This window comes from Xenorhabdus griffiniae (assembly GCF_001028135.1).
In the GTDB taxonomy this organism is placed as follows: domain Bacteria; phylum Pseudomonadota; class Gammaproteobacteria; order Enterobacterales; family Enterobacteriaceae; genus Xenorhabdus; species Xenorhabdus bakwenae.
The window spans coordinates 1-16,779 of the sequence record NZ_LDNM01000033.1; the positions used below are offsets into that span (position 1 = coordinate 1).

Annotated in this window: 15 protein-coding genes; 7 read left to right on the forward strand and 8 right to left on the reverse strand. The window is 44.6% G+C overall.

The window, feature by feature from the left end; translation table 11 throughout:
• Positions 1-163 precede the first annotated feature (163 nt).
• Positions 164-730, reverse strand: coding sequence for a D-glycero-beta-D-manno-heptose 1,7-bisphosphate 7-phosphatase (gene gmhB, locus AAY47_RS08880; protein WP_047768975.1), 567 nt, complete (start codon positions 728-730; stop codon positions 164-166).
• 179 nt (positions 731-909) lie between these two features.
• Between gmhB and metN the strand changes: the two genes are divergently transcribed.
• The 6 genes from metN to proS all read left to right on the forward strand — a co-directional run bounded on the left by metN (position 910) and on the right by proS (position 6,589).
• The gene (gene metN / locus AAY47_RS08885; protein WP_047768977.1) at positions 910-1,941 is read left to right on the forward strand and encodes a methionine ABC transporter ATP-binding protein MetN; all 1,032 of its coding nucleotides are present in this window, start codon (positions 910-912) and stop codon (positions 1,939-1,941) included.
• Positions 1,934-2,587 carry a methionine ABC transporter permease MetI gene (locus AAY47_RS08890; protein ID WP_047768979.1) on the forward strand — a complete coding sequence of 218 codons (654 nt, stop codon included), beginning with the start codon at positions 1,934-1,936 and terminating at the stop codon, positions 2,585-2,587. The genes metN and AAY47_RS08890 overlap by 8 nt, the downstream gene beginning before the upstream one ends.
• 165 nt (positions 2,588-2,752) lie before the next feature.
• Positions 2,753-3,568, forward strand: a complete 816-nt coding sequence (locus AAY47_RS08895; RefSeq protein WP_047768980.1) for a MetQ/NlpA family lipoprotein — start codon at positions 2,753-2,755, stop codon at positions 3,566-3,568.
• Between the two features lie 88 nt (positions 3,569-3,656).
• The gene (rcsF, locus tag AAY47_RS08900) at positions 3,657-4,049 is read left to right on the forward strand and encodes an Rcs stress response system protein RcsF (RefSeq protein ID WP_047768982.1); all 393 of its coding nucleotides are present in this window, start codon (positions 3,657-3,659) and stop codon (positions 4,047-4,049) included.
• Between the two features lie 33 nt (positions 4,050-4,082).
• Positions 4,083-4,790, forward strand: a complete 708-nt coding sequence (tsaA, locus tag AAY47_RS08905; RefSeq protein WP_047768984.1) for a tRNA (N6-threonylcarbamoyladenosine(37)-N6)-methyltransferase TrmO — start codon at positions 4,083-4,085, stop codon at positions 4,788-4,790.
• 77 nt (positions 4,791-4,867) lie between these two features.
• The gene (gene proS / locus AAY47_RS08910; RefSeq protein ID WP_047768986.1) at positions 4,868-6,589 is read left to right on the forward strand and encodes a proline--tRNA ligase; all 1,722 of its coding nucleotides are present in this window, start codon (positions 4,868-4,870) and stop codon (positions 6,587-6,589) included.
• A 77-nt stretch (positions 6,590-6,666) separates the two neighbouring features.
• On the opposite strand, the gene nlpE is transcribed toward proS, so the two are convergent.
• A complete protein-coding gene (nlpE, locus tag AAY47_RS08915) occupies positions 6,667-7,350 on the reverse strand; it encodes an envelope stress response activation lipoprotein NlpE (RefSeq protein ID WP_047769044.1) in 684 nt (227 codons plus the stop codon).
• A gap of 311 nt (positions 7,351-7,661) precedes the next feature.
• Between nlpE and rof the strand changes: the two genes are divergently transcribed.
• Complete coding sequence (rof, locus tag AAY47_RS08920) at positions 7,662-7,925, forward strand: Rho-binding antiterminator (protein ID WP_047768988.1); 264 nt, start codon at positions 7,662-7,664, stop codon at positions 7,923-7,925.
• A gap of 84 nt (positions 7,926-8,009) precedes the next feature.
• On the opposite strand, the gene tilS is transcribed toward rof, so the two are convergent.
• The 6 genes from tilS to lpxB all read right to left on the reverse strand — a co-directional run bounded on the left by tilS (position 8,010) and on the right by lpxB (position 16,777).
• Positions 8,010-9,356: a tRNA lysidine(34) synthetase TilS gene (gene tilS, locus AAY47_RS08925; protein ID WP_047768990.1), complete on the reverse strand. Its 1,347-nt coding sequence runs from the start codon at positions 9,354-9,356 to the stop codon at positions 8,010-8,012.
• A gap of 32 nt (positions 9,357-9,388) precedes the next feature.
• Entirely contained in the window at positions 9,389-10,306 is a 918-nt protein-coding gene (locus tag AAY47_RS08930; protein ID WP_047768992.1) for a DMT family transporter, read from the reverse strand.
• A 214-nt stretch (positions 10,307-10,520) separates the two neighbouring features.
• The gene (accA, locus tag AAY47_RS08935; RefSeq protein WP_047768995.1) at positions 10,521-11,480 is read right to left on the reverse strand and encodes an acetyl-CoA carboxylase carboxyl transferase subunit alpha; all 960 of its coding nucleotides are present in this window, start codon (positions 11,478-11,480) and stop codon (positions 10,521-10,523) included.
• Between the two features lie 12 nt (positions 11,481-11,492).
• The gene (dnaE, locus tag AAY47_RS08940; RefSeq protein WP_047768996.1) at positions 11,493-14,975 is read right to left on the reverse strand and encodes a DNA polymerase III subunit alpha; all 3,483 of its coding nucleotides are present in this window, start codon (positions 14,973-14,975) and stop codon (positions 11,493-11,495) included.
• Positions 14,976-15,002: 27 nt separating this feature from the next.
• Positions 15,003-15,593, reverse strand: coding sequence for a ribonuclease HII (rnhB, locus tag AAY47_RS08945; protein WP_047768998.1), 591 nt, complete (start codon positions 15,591-15,593; stop codon positions 15,003-15,005).
• Positions 15,593-16,777, reverse strand: coding sequence for a lipid-A-disaccharide synthase (gene lpxB, locus AAY47_RS08950; RefSeq protein WP_047769000.1), 1,185 nt, complete (start codon positions 16,775-16,777; stop codon positions 15,593-15,595). Before lpxB ends, rnhB begins: the two co-directional genes overlap by 1 nt.
• Positions 16,778-16,779 lie beyond the last annotated feature (2 nt).

The following is a 16,779-nucleotide window of genomic DNA, read 5'->3' on the forward strand; positions in this document are numbered from 1 at the left end:
CTCTTTTCGTGTCAAGCCTTATTTTTCAGGGCCTTTCACGTTGTCATCCCGACCGGTTTGTGTATTTGTCGTGACAACGGAAGCGCATTATAGGGAGCCTTTTAATTTAGGCAAGCCTTTTTTATTATTTTTTATTTAATCGCTCATAATTTAATCCAAATGGTTATTTTTGCCTATTTTTTATAACATTTGGCAAGTCTGACAAGCTATTAACTACCAAATCCGCAACCTGTTCAGCTTCTTCTGTTACCGGTTTTCCTGTACGAACAAGAATCTTAGTACCAACTTTCGCCGCTTTAGCTGCCAACATATCTTCTATTTTGTCTCCTACCATATAAGAAGAGGACATATCGATATGCAATGCTTGCTGTGCATCTAATAACATAGCGGGCTGTGGCTTGCGACAATTACAGTTCTTCTTATATTCTTCATCCTCTGCTTCTGGATGATGCGGACAATAATAGATACCATCAAGATCAACACCTCTATCCGCCAATGACCAATCCATCCATTCTGTTAGTTGCATAAACTGATCTTCAGTAAAAATCTTACGGGCAATGCCTGACTGATTGGTAATCAAAACCAGGGCATAGCCCATTTTTTTCAATTCAAGCATGGCTTCAATAGCACCATCAATAAATTGAAAATTATCTATTTCATATACATAACCATGATCGATGTTAATCGTGCCGTCACGATCTAAGAATACGGCGGGAATACCTTGAGTCACCTGATTACTCCAAAAATGTACCAAGTGGACAGTATCGCATGATTTATTACTGATTGAGAATGCAGCATTTAATTTATTCCTAGTTGACTTAGACGTCTAGACGCCTTAACATCCACTTTAATTCATGACTTGTTGAAATGTTCTCAAGTCATTCATCATTTACATCTAATAAGAAAAATATGATAAGACTGACTCAGATAAATAAGATATTTCAACAAGGAACGCGCACAATAAAAGCGCTTTCAGATATCAACCTACATGTCCCGCAGGGGCAAATATATGGTGTCATTGGTTCATCTGGTGCGGGTAAAAGTACTTTAATTCGCTGTGTGAATATGCTTGAACGGCCGACTTCTGGTCAAGTATTAGTGGCAGGGCAGGATCTCACTTCGCTTTCAGAACGTGATCTTACTCATGCGCGTCGTCATATTGGCATGATTTTCCAGCACTTTAATTTGTTGTCATCCAGAACTGTGTTTGGCAATGTTGCGTTATCTTTGGAACTTAATAACACGCCTAAAGCTGAAATAAAGACTAAAGTTAACGAATTGCTAGAGTTAGTCGGCCTTACTGAAAAACATGATGCTTATCCTGCCAATTTATCTGGTGGTCAAAAGCAGCGCGTTGCTATTGCGCGGGCTCTGGCAAACTCCCCCAAAGTGCTTTTGTGTGACGAAGCCACCAGCGCTCTGGACCCAGCAACAACACGTTCTATTCTGGAGTTATTAAAAGACATTAACCGTCGACTGGGTCTGACCATTCTTCTCATTACCCATGAAATGGACGTCGTTAAACGTATCTGTGATCAAGTTGCTGTCATTAGTGGTGGTCAACTGATTGAACAAGATGTTGTGAGCGAAATATTTTCGCATCCCAAGACACCGGTTGCTCAGGAATTTATCAAATCTACGCTGCACCTGGATATTCCTGAAGATTATTTACAGAAGTTGCAACCGGAATCCGCTCCTGATCGCAGTCCATTACTGAAGCTGGAGTTCACAGGCAAATCAGTTGATGCACCTGTAATCTCTATAGCCGTTCGCCGCTTTAATATTGACATCAGCATATTAAGTTCTCAAATGGACTACGCCGGCGGTGTGAAATTTGGGGTTATGCTGGCTGAATTAGATGGGGAAAGCGATAGTATCAAATCAACAATTGCCTTTTTAGAAGAGCATCATGTAAAAGTAGAGGTTCTCGGTTATGTCTGAAGGAATGATTTTATTAATGGCTAAAGGAGTCTGGGAAACCCTCGTCATGACTTTTGTCTCTGGTTTCTTTGGCTTTGTTATTGGATTGCCGGCGGGTGTGCTTCTATATGTTACTCGCCCTGGGCAGATCATTGAAAATGGTACGCTTTATCGCATACTTTCTGCATTGGTAAATATAACGCGTTCAATACCTTTTATTATTCTGTTGGTATGGATGATCCCATTTACCCGTCTGATCGTAGGAACATCAATCGGCTTGCAGGCAGCCATTGTTCCGCTGACTGTGGGTGCAGCACCGTTTATTGCCCGTATGGTGGAAAATGCATTGTTGGAAATTCCGACTGGCTTAATTGAAGCAGCGCGTGCAATGGGAGCAACCCCATTTCAGATAGTCAAAAAGATTTTATTGCCGGAAGCCTTGCCAAGCTTGATTAATGCCGCCACCATTACGTTAATTACATTAGTGGGTTATTCCGCAATGGGTGGCGCTGTTGGTGCCGGTGGTTTGGGCCAGATTGGCTATCAATATGGTTATATCGGCTACGATGCGACAATAATGAATACCGTATTAGCATTATTAGTTGTTTTAGTGTTCTTGATTCAGCTCGGCGGTGATCATTTAGTGAAAGCCGTTAATCGCAAATAGATTATTTTCAACAAAGTGGCAAGGCTTATACCTACCCGACAAATTTCAAGTCGCTGCTTTATTGGCTGCAATTTGAAAAATGATGGGAATAAGAGCCTCAATTATAGTAGTACGCAGTAACTTGATAAGACAGGTTATAAATCAGTATTCAATAGGGGTGAAAATATGTCAGTAAAATTGAAATCCATCGCAGCAGTCAGTGCATTGTTAGGTACATTAATTCTTGCTGGTTGCGGTCAGGAACAACGTGATCCAAACCATATTAAGGTTGGCGTTATTGCAGGACCTGAACTTAAGGTTGCCGAAGTGGCTAAACAAGTGGCTAAAGATAAATATGGCCTTGATGTTGAGCTGACGACATTCAATGATTATGTTCTGCCAAATGAATCATTGAGTAAGGGAGATATTGATGTGAATGTCTTCCAACATAAACCTTTTTTAGATCAGCAAATGAAAGAACGTAACTACAAACTGACCAGTGTGGGTAACTCTTTCATTTTCCCAATGGCGGCCTATTCTAAAAAAATTAAGTCAGTGGATGAATTGCAAGAGGGTTCTCAAATTGCCATCCCGAACGATCCGACTAACCAAGGCCGCGCCCTGCTGTTATTACAAAAACAAGGTCTTATCACTCTGAAAGAGGGTGTTGGTCTGCTGCCAACTATTTTAGACATTACCAGCAATCCTAAGCACCTGGATATCGTACAGTTGGAAGGTCCCCAATTACCACGTTCACTGGACGACCAAAAGATTGTTTTCGCTATTATCAATAACACCTATGCGGGGCAAATTGGTTTAACACCAGAGCAAGATGGGATCTTTGTTGAAGATAAAGATTCACCTTACGTAAATCTCATTGTCAGCCGCGAAGACAATAAAGATGCGGAAAATGTGCAAAAATTTGTGAAAGCGTACCAGTCTCCAGAAGTAGCAAAAGAAGCCAATGAAGCCTTTAAGGGCGGAGCAATAAAAGGCTGGTAACCTTTCCTATTCAGTTAATCAAGATTAAAATCATTGGGTGGATATTTTTATATCCACCCATTTTTAATTTTAATGAGGATTCAACTCGATGCGTGTGTTACCTGTCTGCTTCATGGCGCTCTTTATCGCTGGGTGTACTTCACCATCAACCCAGTTCAGTAAATCTGGTATGTCAGATCCGAAGTTGAAACATCAGCCAGCCAAAAAAAGCAAAGTGCTCTCTTATGTCCGTCTATATACTAAGCCGGATGAGCTTTTAGGTTTACCATTTAAAGAGTTAGGTATTGTCGCCGGAGAGTCCTGCCGTAATACGTTGCAAGATTCTCCCGCCAGTATTGCAACCGCACGACAAAATATGCTGACAAAAGCATCTTATCTAAACGCAAACGCAGTTTTACTTCATCAATGTGCAATTTTACCGGGTCAGGGTTGTTACCAAATTGCCATTTGTGAAGGCACTGCATTACTAACCACCAAATAACTCATTGTGTCCGAATTATTATAAAAAGCGCTTATGGCAGATTTTCAGTTTACGCAAATAGGAACCATTCATTCTCCTTACAAAGAGAAATTTGCCATCCCACGTCAACCGGGTTTGGTCGAAGATGGTACAGGGCAGCTAGAGTTACTGGCGCCTTATAATCAGGTTGATGCAGTACGCGGGCTGGAGCAGTTCAGTCATTTGTGGATTATTTTTGTCTTCCATCAAACTATGGCGGGGGGCTGGAATCCATTAGTGCGTCCCCCTCGTTTGGGAGGCAATGCCAAAATGGGCGTTTTTGCCACCCGCTCAACCTTCCGCCCCAACCCCATTGGCATGTCACTGGTGGAATTGAAAGCTATCCAATGCGAGAACAACCGCGTCATTCTGGAACTGGGTAGTTTGGATTTGGTTGATGGTACACCGGTTATCGACATCAAACCTTACCTGCCTTTTGCCGAATCACAGCCAGAAGCCAAGGCGGGTTTTGCCCAGGCCGCACCAGAGGCAGATATGGTAGTGAATTTCTCACCAGAAGCGGAATGCCAACTTTTATCTTATAAAACCCATTATCCTCACTTGAGGCGCTTTATCAGACAAGTCTTAGCGCAAGATCCTCGTCCTGCCTACCGTAAAAAAGCGCAGGAAAACCGCCTATATGCTGCTCATATCTTGGATTTTAACGTCCGCTGGCGAGTTTTTAATACCACAACAGAAGTGGTTTCTATCGAACCCCGCTAAAACTCCTTTTGACATCGCAAGCTCGCTGGTAGACTAGCAATTTGTCTTTGTTTTTCGCTATCCAATGGAAACTTACTATGCGTACTAGCCAATATCTGCTCTCTACTTTAAAAGAAACACCTGCTGATGCAGAAGTCGTCAGTCATCAACTGATGCTTCGTGCCGGAATGATCCGCAAACTCGCTTCTGGTCTGTACAACTGGATGCCGACCGGTGTCCGCGCGTTGAGAAAAGTTGAAAACATTGTTCGTGAAGAGATGAATAATGCGGGAGCAGTTGAGGTTTCCATGCCAGTAGTTCAGCCCGCAGATTTGTGGCAGGAAAGTGGCCGTTGGGAACAATATGGCCCAGAATTACTGCGTTTTGTTGATCGCGGTGAACGCCCTTTCGTTTTGGGACCCACTCATGAAGAAGTTATCACTGATCTGGTGCGTAACGAAGTCACTTCCTATAAGCAGCTTCCACTGAGCCTGTTCCAGATCCAGACCAAATTCCGTGATGAAGTTCGTCCACGCTTTGGTGTTATGCGTTCACGTGAATTTATCATGAAAGATGCATACTCTTTCCACACTACCCAAGCCTCTCTGCAAGAGACTTATGAGAAGATGTACGATGCCTACAGTAAGATCTTTACCCGCATCGGCTTAGATTTCCGTGCAGTTCTGGCTGATACGGGTTCAATCGGTGGCAGTGCTTCCCACGAATTCCAGGTTCTGGCAGACAGTGGTGAAGATGATATCGTTTTCTCTACCGAGTCTAACTATGCGGCCAATATTGAGTTGGCTGAAGCAGTCATGCCATCTCAAGAGCGTGCGGCTCCGTCTGAAGAGCTGCGTCTGGTCGATACACCAAACGCTAAAACCATTGCTGAACTGGTAGAACAATTCAATCTGCCAATTGAAAAAACCGTTAAAACTCTGATCGTTCATGCCACAGAAGAAAGTGGGCATAAATTAGTTGCCTTGCTGGTACGTGGTGATCATGAACTGAATGAGATCAAAGCAGAAAAATTGCCTTTAGTCGCCAGCCCGTTGACTTTTGCGACCGAAGAAGAAATCCGTGCCATCGTGAAAGCAGGCCCTGGTTCTTTAGGACCGGTCAACCTGCCGATGCCGGTCATTATTGACCGCAGCGTATCCATCATGAGTGATTTTGGTGCCGGCGCTAATATTGATGACAAACACTACTTTGGCATTAACTGGGAGCGTGATTTACCACTGCCAGAAGTGGCGGATATCCGTAATGTGGTTGAAGGTGACGCCAGCCCAGACGGTAAAGGAACGCTGTTAATCAAGCGTGGTATTGAAGTGGGTCATATCTTCCAATTAGGCACCAAATATTCTGATGCCTTGAAAGCAACCGTGCAAAACGAAGATGGGCACAATCAAGTGATCACTATGGGATGCTATGGGATTGGTATCACCCGTATCGTTGCCGCAGCCATTGAACAGAATCACGATGATCGTGGCATTATCTGGCCAGATGCCATTGCCCCATTCCAGGTGGCGATCCTGCCAATGAACATGCACAAATCTTACCGCGTGAAAGAAGTCGCCGAAAAATTATATGCAGATTTACGTGCCAGCGGCATTGATGTCATTTTCGACGATCGCAAAGAGCGCCCTGGTGTTATGTTTGCTGATATGGAACTGATCGGTGTACCACATAATCTGGTTATCGGTGATCGTAACTTAGATAACGGTGAGATCGAATATAAATACCGCCGTACTGGTGATAAGCAGATGCTGAAACTGGAAAATATCGTTGATTACCTGAAAGATCATATTCAACAAGTTTAATTTCTTTGGTCAGCTTTTAAGAAAACCTGCGTATTTATTACGCAGGATTTTCAATAGATATGCGCCACTGTTATACGTTATTTCTTCGTATGGCAGGAAGAAGCTTTATCAAACCGAATTTTACCTGTTTGGACCACGGCATTATCAAACAAGCCATCTTCCATTGACGGACGAACCGTGTAATAGCCCTCTATTTCCACATAAACAGGGGTTCCACCTTCTACTCCCATCGCACTGTAACCACGTTCTAAATCGATATTTTCCGCCGCATCATAACGCTTTCCGGTGCCACATTCGGTAAAGAAAGCAGAGTCAGCAAAATAGCTGTATTCTCCTGCCAGTTTTTTCGGTTTGGCGTTCGCTAATTCATAATTGAGGCTTGATTGAATTGGCTCGCCGTTGATATCCAGCATAACCAGGTTCTCGCCTTTCATCAGATAATAAGATTTTTGGTCATCTTGCTGACTTAAGATAATCTTTTTACCCTTTATCACCCAATGACCGGTTTCAAAGAACGTATTTTCCTGATTTTTGGCTCCCAAATAAGTTTTCCCCAATATATATGTCCCATCTTTAGCAAGCTGTAAGGTCGTCTCGATACCTGCACAATCCGCACAAGGAACAACACCACTAAACACGTTACCACTTGACTGAAATTTTTCCTGAGAGACAGGGATATCCGGGGTTACGAATGTATTCTGGCATCCCGTAGCGGTAAATACACCCGCAACCAACAATGCTCGCAATATTTTTTTATTCATCATTTGATCCAATAAATTCAAAAAGATAATCATTCACTTTCAAGCAAAGCATAAACTTTACCTAACAACATTGACATTACGCTGCTGGGTTCCAAAATGCACGGAGAGAACCATCGAATAGCATGACTTTATTTTATTGCGTAATGGTAAGATACAGGTTTAATCCACTTCCTGTTTTAACGAAAGTCTCACCGACTTATTCAGTAATAACGGGAAGCTTACTGTGCTATAGTCGTAAGTGGCATTTTGTATTTGATTTTGGTCAATCACGGGCGGCTCGATAACCGCCACTAACACAGTGGTGAGTAAATATGTCTATAGATAACGAAGAATATCAACCAATTAACTGTGATGATTACGATAACCTTGAGCTAGCATGTCAACGCCAGCTACATTTACGTCTCCAATTGCGAGATGGTGAATCCATTGAAGGAAAAGCGAATAGGCTGATTTTAAGAAAAAAAATTGAATATCTTCTCGTCGATTCAAATAAAGGAACCCGTGAATTAAGGTTAGATTACATTATTAGTTTCAGCAATCCAGAAATTGGAACGATTGTTATTGAGCATTCTTAAATCTGATCGCTAATAGCGATTAACCCCCCCCCCCCAAAGTCCTTATATAGAATAAGGACTTTTTTTATGTCAGAAAAACATGCATTAAATAGACAGCATAATTTTCTTCCACTGAACCGAAATTCCTTCATCATCAGGCAAATTCTGCCCTTCTTTCGTGATGAAAACCCCCAGAGCGGCAATCAGTTTTTCATTGTAATAAAGCAACGGCGTTCTCTCCCTGAGCCAAGGGGCAATCCCTAATTCTTGCCACAGTTTTTTACTGTGACGGGAATGTTGTCGCCCGACAATACTAATATTACCCTGAACCCCAAAACGAATTGTCACTTGTTCATGACGGGTTGGTTTTCTCACTGTCATGCCATGTTCTTTAGAACAGAACAGCGTTCCCAACCCATCCGGTAACGTCAAAGACTGCTGTAAATCCCAGGCAAGAAGAGTTCCCGCCAGATCCTGATATTGCGGAAGTAGCCAAAGTTGCTGCCGATAACGACGAATATCATATTGCCCCAATCTAAAACGCGGTTCTGCATCTTGTCTGGCGAGTGCCACTTCGGACCAAATGCGTTGAAGCTGCTCTCGGGCCGGCATTTTTACCCCACACTGATTGAGCCATCGCCGCAACAACGCATTTCGTTTTGCTTCCGAACTGTTTTCCAAAGGGGGAATGGATATCGAACCTTCTGCGGTAATCAGTGAATCCAAAGATTCTTGTAACAATTCATCCAACAATTGTTCTTGCTCACCACACAAACTGGCGCTGCGGGAAACCGCTTGGGGGAAATGCGGCCAACGCTGATTGAATAACGGCATGATATTCAGGCGCAGGAAATTACGGTCATAACGATCATCTTGATTACTGTCATCCTCGACCCATTGTAATTTTTGTGCCTGTGCATACTCTTCCAACTCTGCACGGCTTACATTTAGCAATGGGCGAATCAATGTCGTTCCCGCAAAGGGCATTCTGGCAGGCATGGAAGATAATCCCGCCGGACCACTGCCCCGTTTCAGGGCTAATAAAAACGTTTCTGCCTGATCATCAAGATGTTGCGCCGTGATTAAAACCTCATCCTGTTGTAGCTCACGCTGGAAAGCGTGATAACGCGCATTTCGGGCCGCCGCTTCAATCCCATTCTGGCGAGTATCAAGCCGGACTTTTTCGGTTCGGAAACCCACCTGCCAATCAGCGCAAACCTGACGACAATGTTCGACCCATAAATCCGCTTTTGGGTTTAAGCCATGATGAATATGGATTGCCCTTAACCCCACTCTTTCACGACTCAATTGATGGGGTTGGGTTCGCAAACGAACCAGCAAATGCAGCAATACGGTGGAATCCAGTCCACCGCTAAATCCAAGCAAAATCTTTTTATGCTGACCAATTTGTTCTGCCAACGCCGTAAGCAGAAGATCATGAGAACTTGCCATTATAGAGCCAAACCTTTTTTCATTTTGCCTAATCAATCCTCAATCAGATCATCCGTCAATTCATTCTGTTCGGACGTTTTTCTCTTGGCACTGATACAGAGTAATCCAGAAATAATAACCAGTGCTAATCCAAACACATAGGCAGGGACAAATGCATCACCAAAAAACAAGATAATCCACATCATCGACAAAACGGGGGATAAAAATAAGATTGAAGCAACCTTATGGGAGTCAGAGCCATTCATGGCTTTGAACCAAATAATATAAGAAATCCCATTCAGTATGATGCCGTTAAGTAACGTTGGCATCAGCGAGTCACCGACAGGCAAATTAATGCGGCTGAAAGCAAACATAAATACCGCAGAAACTAAGGTAGAACAGAGGAATACCCAGAATGTACTAATATAGGGATCAATAGCAAACTGTCTCGATAATACCGACATTAATGCAAAACAAAATGCTCCGCTAAATACCAGCAACAATGCCTGCGGATGTTCCACTGCAATCTCGGTAATATTGCCTTTCGTAAAAGTGATCACTACCGCCATAAAGCCCATGACAATGCCAATCATCTGTTTGATCGTTAATTTTTCTTTAAACAGAAAAAATGACAATCCAATAATCATTAACGGCCAGCTATATTGGATCACCAAAACAGCCACACCATTTTCAATAGAATAACCATAGTAAAGCAGCAAATAGAAGAAACAATCCAACGCACCTAAGATCAATACTTTAAACATGACGGGGAAGGGGATGAATAAAAGCGTCTTCCAACTTCTTCCCATCATGAGGGCAACGACAAATACCGCTAAAACAGACAAAATATTTGACCAGAATAAATATTGGAAGTGATCCATCTCTTTCTGACCAAAACGCGATATAGAAGGAATAAAACTCCAGATAAACACGCAAGAAAACGCATAAATAATATATTTATATTTGGCCATAGAAAAACTCAACTTATTATTTTAAAGCCCAGCCTACGAGGCGCCTATTCCATCCCAATGCCATCAGGCATGATAATATTAGATTATATATGACGTAATGATTTCGCCCTTACAAACAGCAAAACAGGCGGAAATATCAGGGGGTTATCACTCCTCAATATTTCCGCCTGGTAAATGATTTTCATCCGCTATTAGCGAGTAAAAACTTTAGACCTTAGCAATAACCGTACTGCATTAAGTGCTCATAACGGCGGTTAACTAATTCTTCACTGTCCAGTTCGCTCAATTCAGCAAGATCAGCTAACAGTTGAGCTTTCAATGTTGCAGCGATTTCTTCATAGTGACGGTGCGCACCACCCAATGGCTCAGGAATAACAGTATCAATCAAATTCAATTCTTTCAAACGTGGGGCAGTATTCCCCATGGCTTCCGCCGCCAATGGTGCTTTTTCAGCGCTTTTCCACAAGATGGAAGCACAGCCTTCAGGAGAGATGGTGGAGAAGGTGCTGTATTGCAACATGTTAATTTTATCACCCACACTAAGCGCCAATGCGCCACCAGAACCCCCTTCGCCAATCACGGTACAAATGATAGGAACAGAAAGATGAGACATTTCACGTAGGTTACGGGCAATAGCTTCTGACTGACCACGCTCTTCTGCACCTACTCCGGGATAGGCCCCCGGAGTATCAATGAAAGTCATGATTGGCAATTTGAAACGCTCTGCCATCTCCATCAATCTCAATGCCTTACGATAACCTTCCGGCGATGGCATACCAAAATTACGACGGATCTTTTCTTTGGTTTCACGCCCTTTCTGATGGCCTATCACCATGACAGGACGGCCATCAATACGCGCTAACCCTCCTACAATGGCTTTGTCATCTGCATAGGCACGATCACCCGCTAACTCTTCAAAGTCAGTAAATATATGCTGAATATAATCCAGTGTATAAGGGCGCAAGGGATGACGTGATAGCTGGGAAATTTGCCATGCCCCTAAATCAGCGAAAATTTTGCGAGTCAGCTCCAGGCTTTTTTCCCGCAGACGCTGGACTTCTTCATCCAGATTGATATCTAGCTTTTCATCTTGACGGCTAACTGCGGTAAGCGAATCAATTTTCGCTTCCAGCTCGGCAATCGGCTGTTCAAAATCCAGAAAATTCAGACTCATAATGTTCCTATTCTAGTCAAATTCTAATTCTACCTGCTCATTACCCAGCAGAGTTCGCAGATCGGTCAACAGGGTGTCTGTTGGCGTTACCCGCCAGGTCGCCCCGAATCGTAAACGGGCGCGGGCATCTACCCGCTGGTAATAAAGATGAACCGGTATCGTACCTGAACGGTGTGGCTCCAATGCCCCACGAAGACGGCTCAATAATTGCTCATCAATTTGCCTGTCTGATAACGAGATAGCAAGCCCACGTGCAAATTTTTCACGTGCTTCACTGATATCCATTAATTCACGAACTGTCATTTTAAGCCCACCGCTGAAGTCATCAAAGCTGACTTGTCCGGTAGCAATCAAAATCTTGTCCTGTTCCAATAAATGCTGATACCTTTCCAACGCATCAGAAAACAGCATGATCTCCAGACGTCCTGAACGATCATCCAATGTACTGATACCAATCCGGTTTCCCCGTTTGGTTGTCAATATTTTGGAAGCTAATACCAAACCGACTACAGTTGTTACCTGGCCACGGGGTGTCGGGTTCACATCTTTTAGACGTAATCCATTGGTATATCGTTCAATCTCTTTCAAATAACCTGTGATGGGATGTCCAGTTAAGTACAAGCCTAATGTTTCCCGCTCACCATCCAATACCACCTGATCCGGCCATTTCGGGGTGCTGGCATAGGAACGCTCAACTTGTTCTGGCTCTTCAGCCAACACACCAAACATGTCTGTTTGACCCGTGGCTTCGGCTTTGGCATGTTGATCCGCTGCTTTCAGTGCTCCTTCCAGGGAAGACATCAGTGCTGCACGATGTGGTCCCAACCGATCAAAAGCACCGGACATGATCAGTTTTTCCATCACACGACGGTTTATTTTTTTAATATCAACACGTGCACACAGGTCGAATAGCTCTTTGAAATGCCCCCCTTTCTGTCGGGCTTCGAGCATCGCTTCAATCGGCCCTTCCCCCACGCCTTTAATCGCGCCAATGCCGTAAACAATTTCTCCGTCATTATTGACATGGAAATGATACAAGCCGCTATTAATATCAGGAGGAAGAACTTTCAGCCTCATGCGCCAGCACTCATCCACCAGCCCAACGACTTTTTCGGTGTTATCCATATCCGCTGTCATCACGGCAGCCATAAATTCTGCCGGATAGTGCGCTTTCAACCATAACGTTTGGTAGGAAACCAGTGCATAAGCTGCGGAGTGAGATTTGTTAAAGCCATAACCCGCGAATTTCTCCACCAAATCGAATATTTTCATGGCGAGCGTACCATCCACGCCCTGTTTTAACGCTCCCTCTTCAAATACCGACCGCTGTTTAGCCATCTCTTCTGGTTTTTTCTTACCCATCGCACGGCGCAACATATCTGCACCGCCCAGGGTATAACCGGCTAAAACCTGCGCAATTTGCATCACCTGTTCCTGATACAGAATGATACCGTAAGTTGGCTCCAATACAGGTTTTAAGGATTCGTGCTGCCATTCCACATCAGGATAGGAGAGCGCTTCCCGTCCATGTTTACGGTCTATAAAGTTATCTACCATGCCTGATTGCAACGGCCCGGGACGGAACAGCGCCACTAATGCGATCATGTCTTCAAAACAGTCAGGGCGCAGACGTTTGATTAAGTCCTTCATTCCGCGAGATTCAAGCTGGAACACGGCCGTGGTTTCAGAGCGTTGCAGCATATCGAAACTTTTCTTATCATCCAGCGGAATAGCGGCGATATCAATCGGCTCCAGCCCTTGCCTGGCACGACGTGCATTCACCATCTCAAGCGCCCAGTTGATGATGGTCAGCGTTCTCAGGCCAAGGAAGTCAAACTTAACTAGACCTGCGTATTCCACATCATTTTTGTCAAACTGGGTAACCGGGTTTTGCCCTTCTGGATCACAGTAAATTGGCGCAAAATCAGTAATTTTGGTTGGTGCAATAACAACACCACCGGCATGCTTACCTGCGTTACGAGTGACACCTTCCAGTTTACGCGCCATGTCTATCAGCGCTTTAACCTCTTCATCCGCTTCGTAAATTTCAGGTAACTGGGGTTCGGCAGCAAACGCTTTTTCCAGTGTCATACCCGGGTCAGGAGGCACCAGTTTCGATATTCGATCCACAAATCCATAGGGGTGTCCAAGTACACGCCCAACATCACGGATAACCGCTTTCGCCGCCATCGTACCAAAAGTGATGATCTGCGATACGGCATCTCGTCCGTACATATCTGCAACGTGATCGATAACCTGATCACGTTTTTCCATACAGAAATCGATGTCAAAATCTGGCATGGAAATACGTTCAGGGTTAAGGAAACGTTCAAACAGCAGATCGAATCCTAGCGGATCGAGGTCGGTAATTTTTAACGCATAAGCCACAAGGGAGCCGGCACCAGAACCTCGTCCTGGACCAACGGGAACACCGTTGTCTTTCGACCACTGGATAAATTCCATTACGATCAGGAAGTAGCCAGGAAATCCCATCTGATTGATAACGTTCAGTTCAATATCCAGACGCTCATCATATTCTGGCCGTTTCTGCGCCCTGACTTCTGGGTCGGGATAGAGAAATTCCAGACGTTCTTCCAATCCTTGCCTGGATTTTTCAATGAGAAAGTCTTCTGTGCTCATTTCTCCCGTCGGAAATTGGGGCAGGAAATACTCACCAAGACGGATCGTGACATTACAGCGTTTAGCAATTTCTACGCTATTTTGTAGCGCTTCAGGAATGTCTGAGAAAAGCTCGCACATCTCCTGTTCACTGCGTAGATATTGCTGAGGGCTGTAATTTTTAGGCCGTTTCGGATCAGACAGTGTATAACCATCGTGGATAGCAACCCGAATATCGTGGGCTTCGAAGTCTTCGCTTTCAAGAAAACAAACGTCGTTGGTTGCCACAACAGGAAGATTTTTTTCTGACGCCAGCGCCACAGCCGCATGAAGATAGTTTTCTTCATCCTGACGTCCGGTACGGATCAGCTCAAGGTAATAACTGTCAGGGAAATGCTCCTGATAAAAATCGAGGCATTGCTCCACCATCGCACGATTGCCACGCAGCAGGAATTTACCCACATCCCCCATGCGTCCCCCCGACAACAGGATCAACCCTGTTTTGTATTTCACCAGCCATTCCCGCTGGAGAGTCGGCCCAATCGCACCATAACCTTTTTGGTAAGCCTCAGAGATCAGCAAAGTCAGATTTTGGTAACCTTCATTATTACGCGCAAGGATCGTCAGATGGGCATATTCATCCCCCAGCAAATCACTTTCCACATAAAAATCTGCACCAATAATTGGCTTGATACCGGCACCGTGGGCACTGCCATAGAATTTCACCAATCCACACAAGTTGGTAAAATCCGTGATCGCAAAAGCGGGCATCCCCAATTTGGCGATTTTTTTCACCAATGGGCCGGTCTTAGCCAAGCCATCAATCATTGAATAATCACTGTGAACACGTAAGTGTACAAAACGTGGTTCTGTCATAATCTGCCCAGATACTTATCCCAGATTTTATATAAGACCTAGCACCCGTTTAACGGGCGCAAAACTTTTACGATGGTGCTCCGTAGCGCCTAAAGAAGCCAGTTTTTCCAGATGCAGGGCGGTTGGATAACCTTTATGTTTCGCAAAGCCATAGTCAGGGAACTGTTTATCCAGCTCTGCCATTTCTCTGTCACGTGTGACTTTGGCAAGAATAGAGGCAGCACTGATTTCTGCAACCAGATTATCGCCCTTAATGACAGCCTGAGCTGGCATGGATAACACCGGACAGCGGTTGCCATCAATCAGAACATAATCCGGTATGAGTGCCAACCCGGCAACGGCTCTTTGCATAGCCAGCATAGTGGCGTGGAGGATGTTAAGCTGGTCGATCTCTTCCGGCTCTGCGCGACCGAGGCTCCAACATAAAGCTTTTTCTTTTATTTCCCAATACAGTGCCTCACGGCGTTTTTCCGTGAGTTTCTTGGAATCCATTAAGCCTGCAATCGGTTTGAGCGGATCAAGAATAACCGCCGCAGTCACGACAGCCCCTACCAGTGGGCCACGCCCAACTTCATCAACACCGGCAATCAAATTCGCCTGTGGATAAACAAAATCCATTATCTTCTCGCTAATTCCAGAACTGCTTGCGCAGCCTGTTCATCGGCATCACAGCGAATGCTTTTATGCAAATGCAAGAACGTTTGTTGTAACGCGTCCACATCCGCACCACCTTGCACAAGAGGTAACAATGCCTCTGACAACGCTTGTGGTTCGCATTCATCCTGTAGCAGTTCTTTGACTAATTCTTTTCCTGCCAGTAAGTTAGGCAAAGAAACATACGGTGTTTTCACCAAGCGTTTTGCCAGCCAAAATGTAAAAGGTTTCATTCTATAGCCCACTACCATTGGGCATTTGGCCAGCATACATTCCAGTGCAGCCGTCCCGGATGCCAGTAAAGTGGCATCACTGGCAATCATGGCTTCACGCGCTTTGCCATCCAATAAATGGAGCAGCAAATCCGGTGCTGTCTCGTTTTTAATGCGCTGAAACTGTTCACGTCGTTTGGCATTAACCAACGGAACCAATACATGCAAGTCGGGATATTCTTCCCGTAATAATTGGGCGGTTTTTAAGAAATCAGCACTGAGCATCTCGACTTCAGCATGACGACTCCCCGGCAATATTGCCAGACAGTGAGCAGCCAATGGAATACCCAGAATTTTTCTGGCGGCGGCTTTATCGGGTTGCAAGGGCATCGCATCTGCCATTGTGTGCCCGATAAATCGGCACGGAACGTTAAACCGATCGTAAAAAGCTTTTTCAAAAGGTAAAAACGCCAATACCAAATCCGTTGCCCACCCCATTTTAAACACGCGTTTCTGACGCCACGCCCATACCGATGGGCTAACGTAATGGATCGTTTTAATTCCCTGCTGTTTAAGCCTGCTTTCCAAAGTAATGTTGAAGTCAGGCGCATCAATGCCAATAAACACATCAGGTTTCAACGCGGTAAAACGGGCGGTTAAATCTTTGCGTATTTTCAGCAAACGGGGCAAACGTCCCAGCACTTCGACGATCCCCATGACGGCCAGCTCTTCCATCTCATACCAGGCTTCACAACCTTCTGCCTGCATAAGAGGACCAGCAACACCCACAAAACGGGCGTGCGGAATTTTTGCTTTCAATGCACGAATCAGCCCTGCCCCAAGTATATCACCGGAAGTTTCTCCGGCGACCAAACCAATTATCAGGGGGCGCTGATTATCAACAGAAGAAAAGGTAGTCAAAGGAGTATCCTTCATCT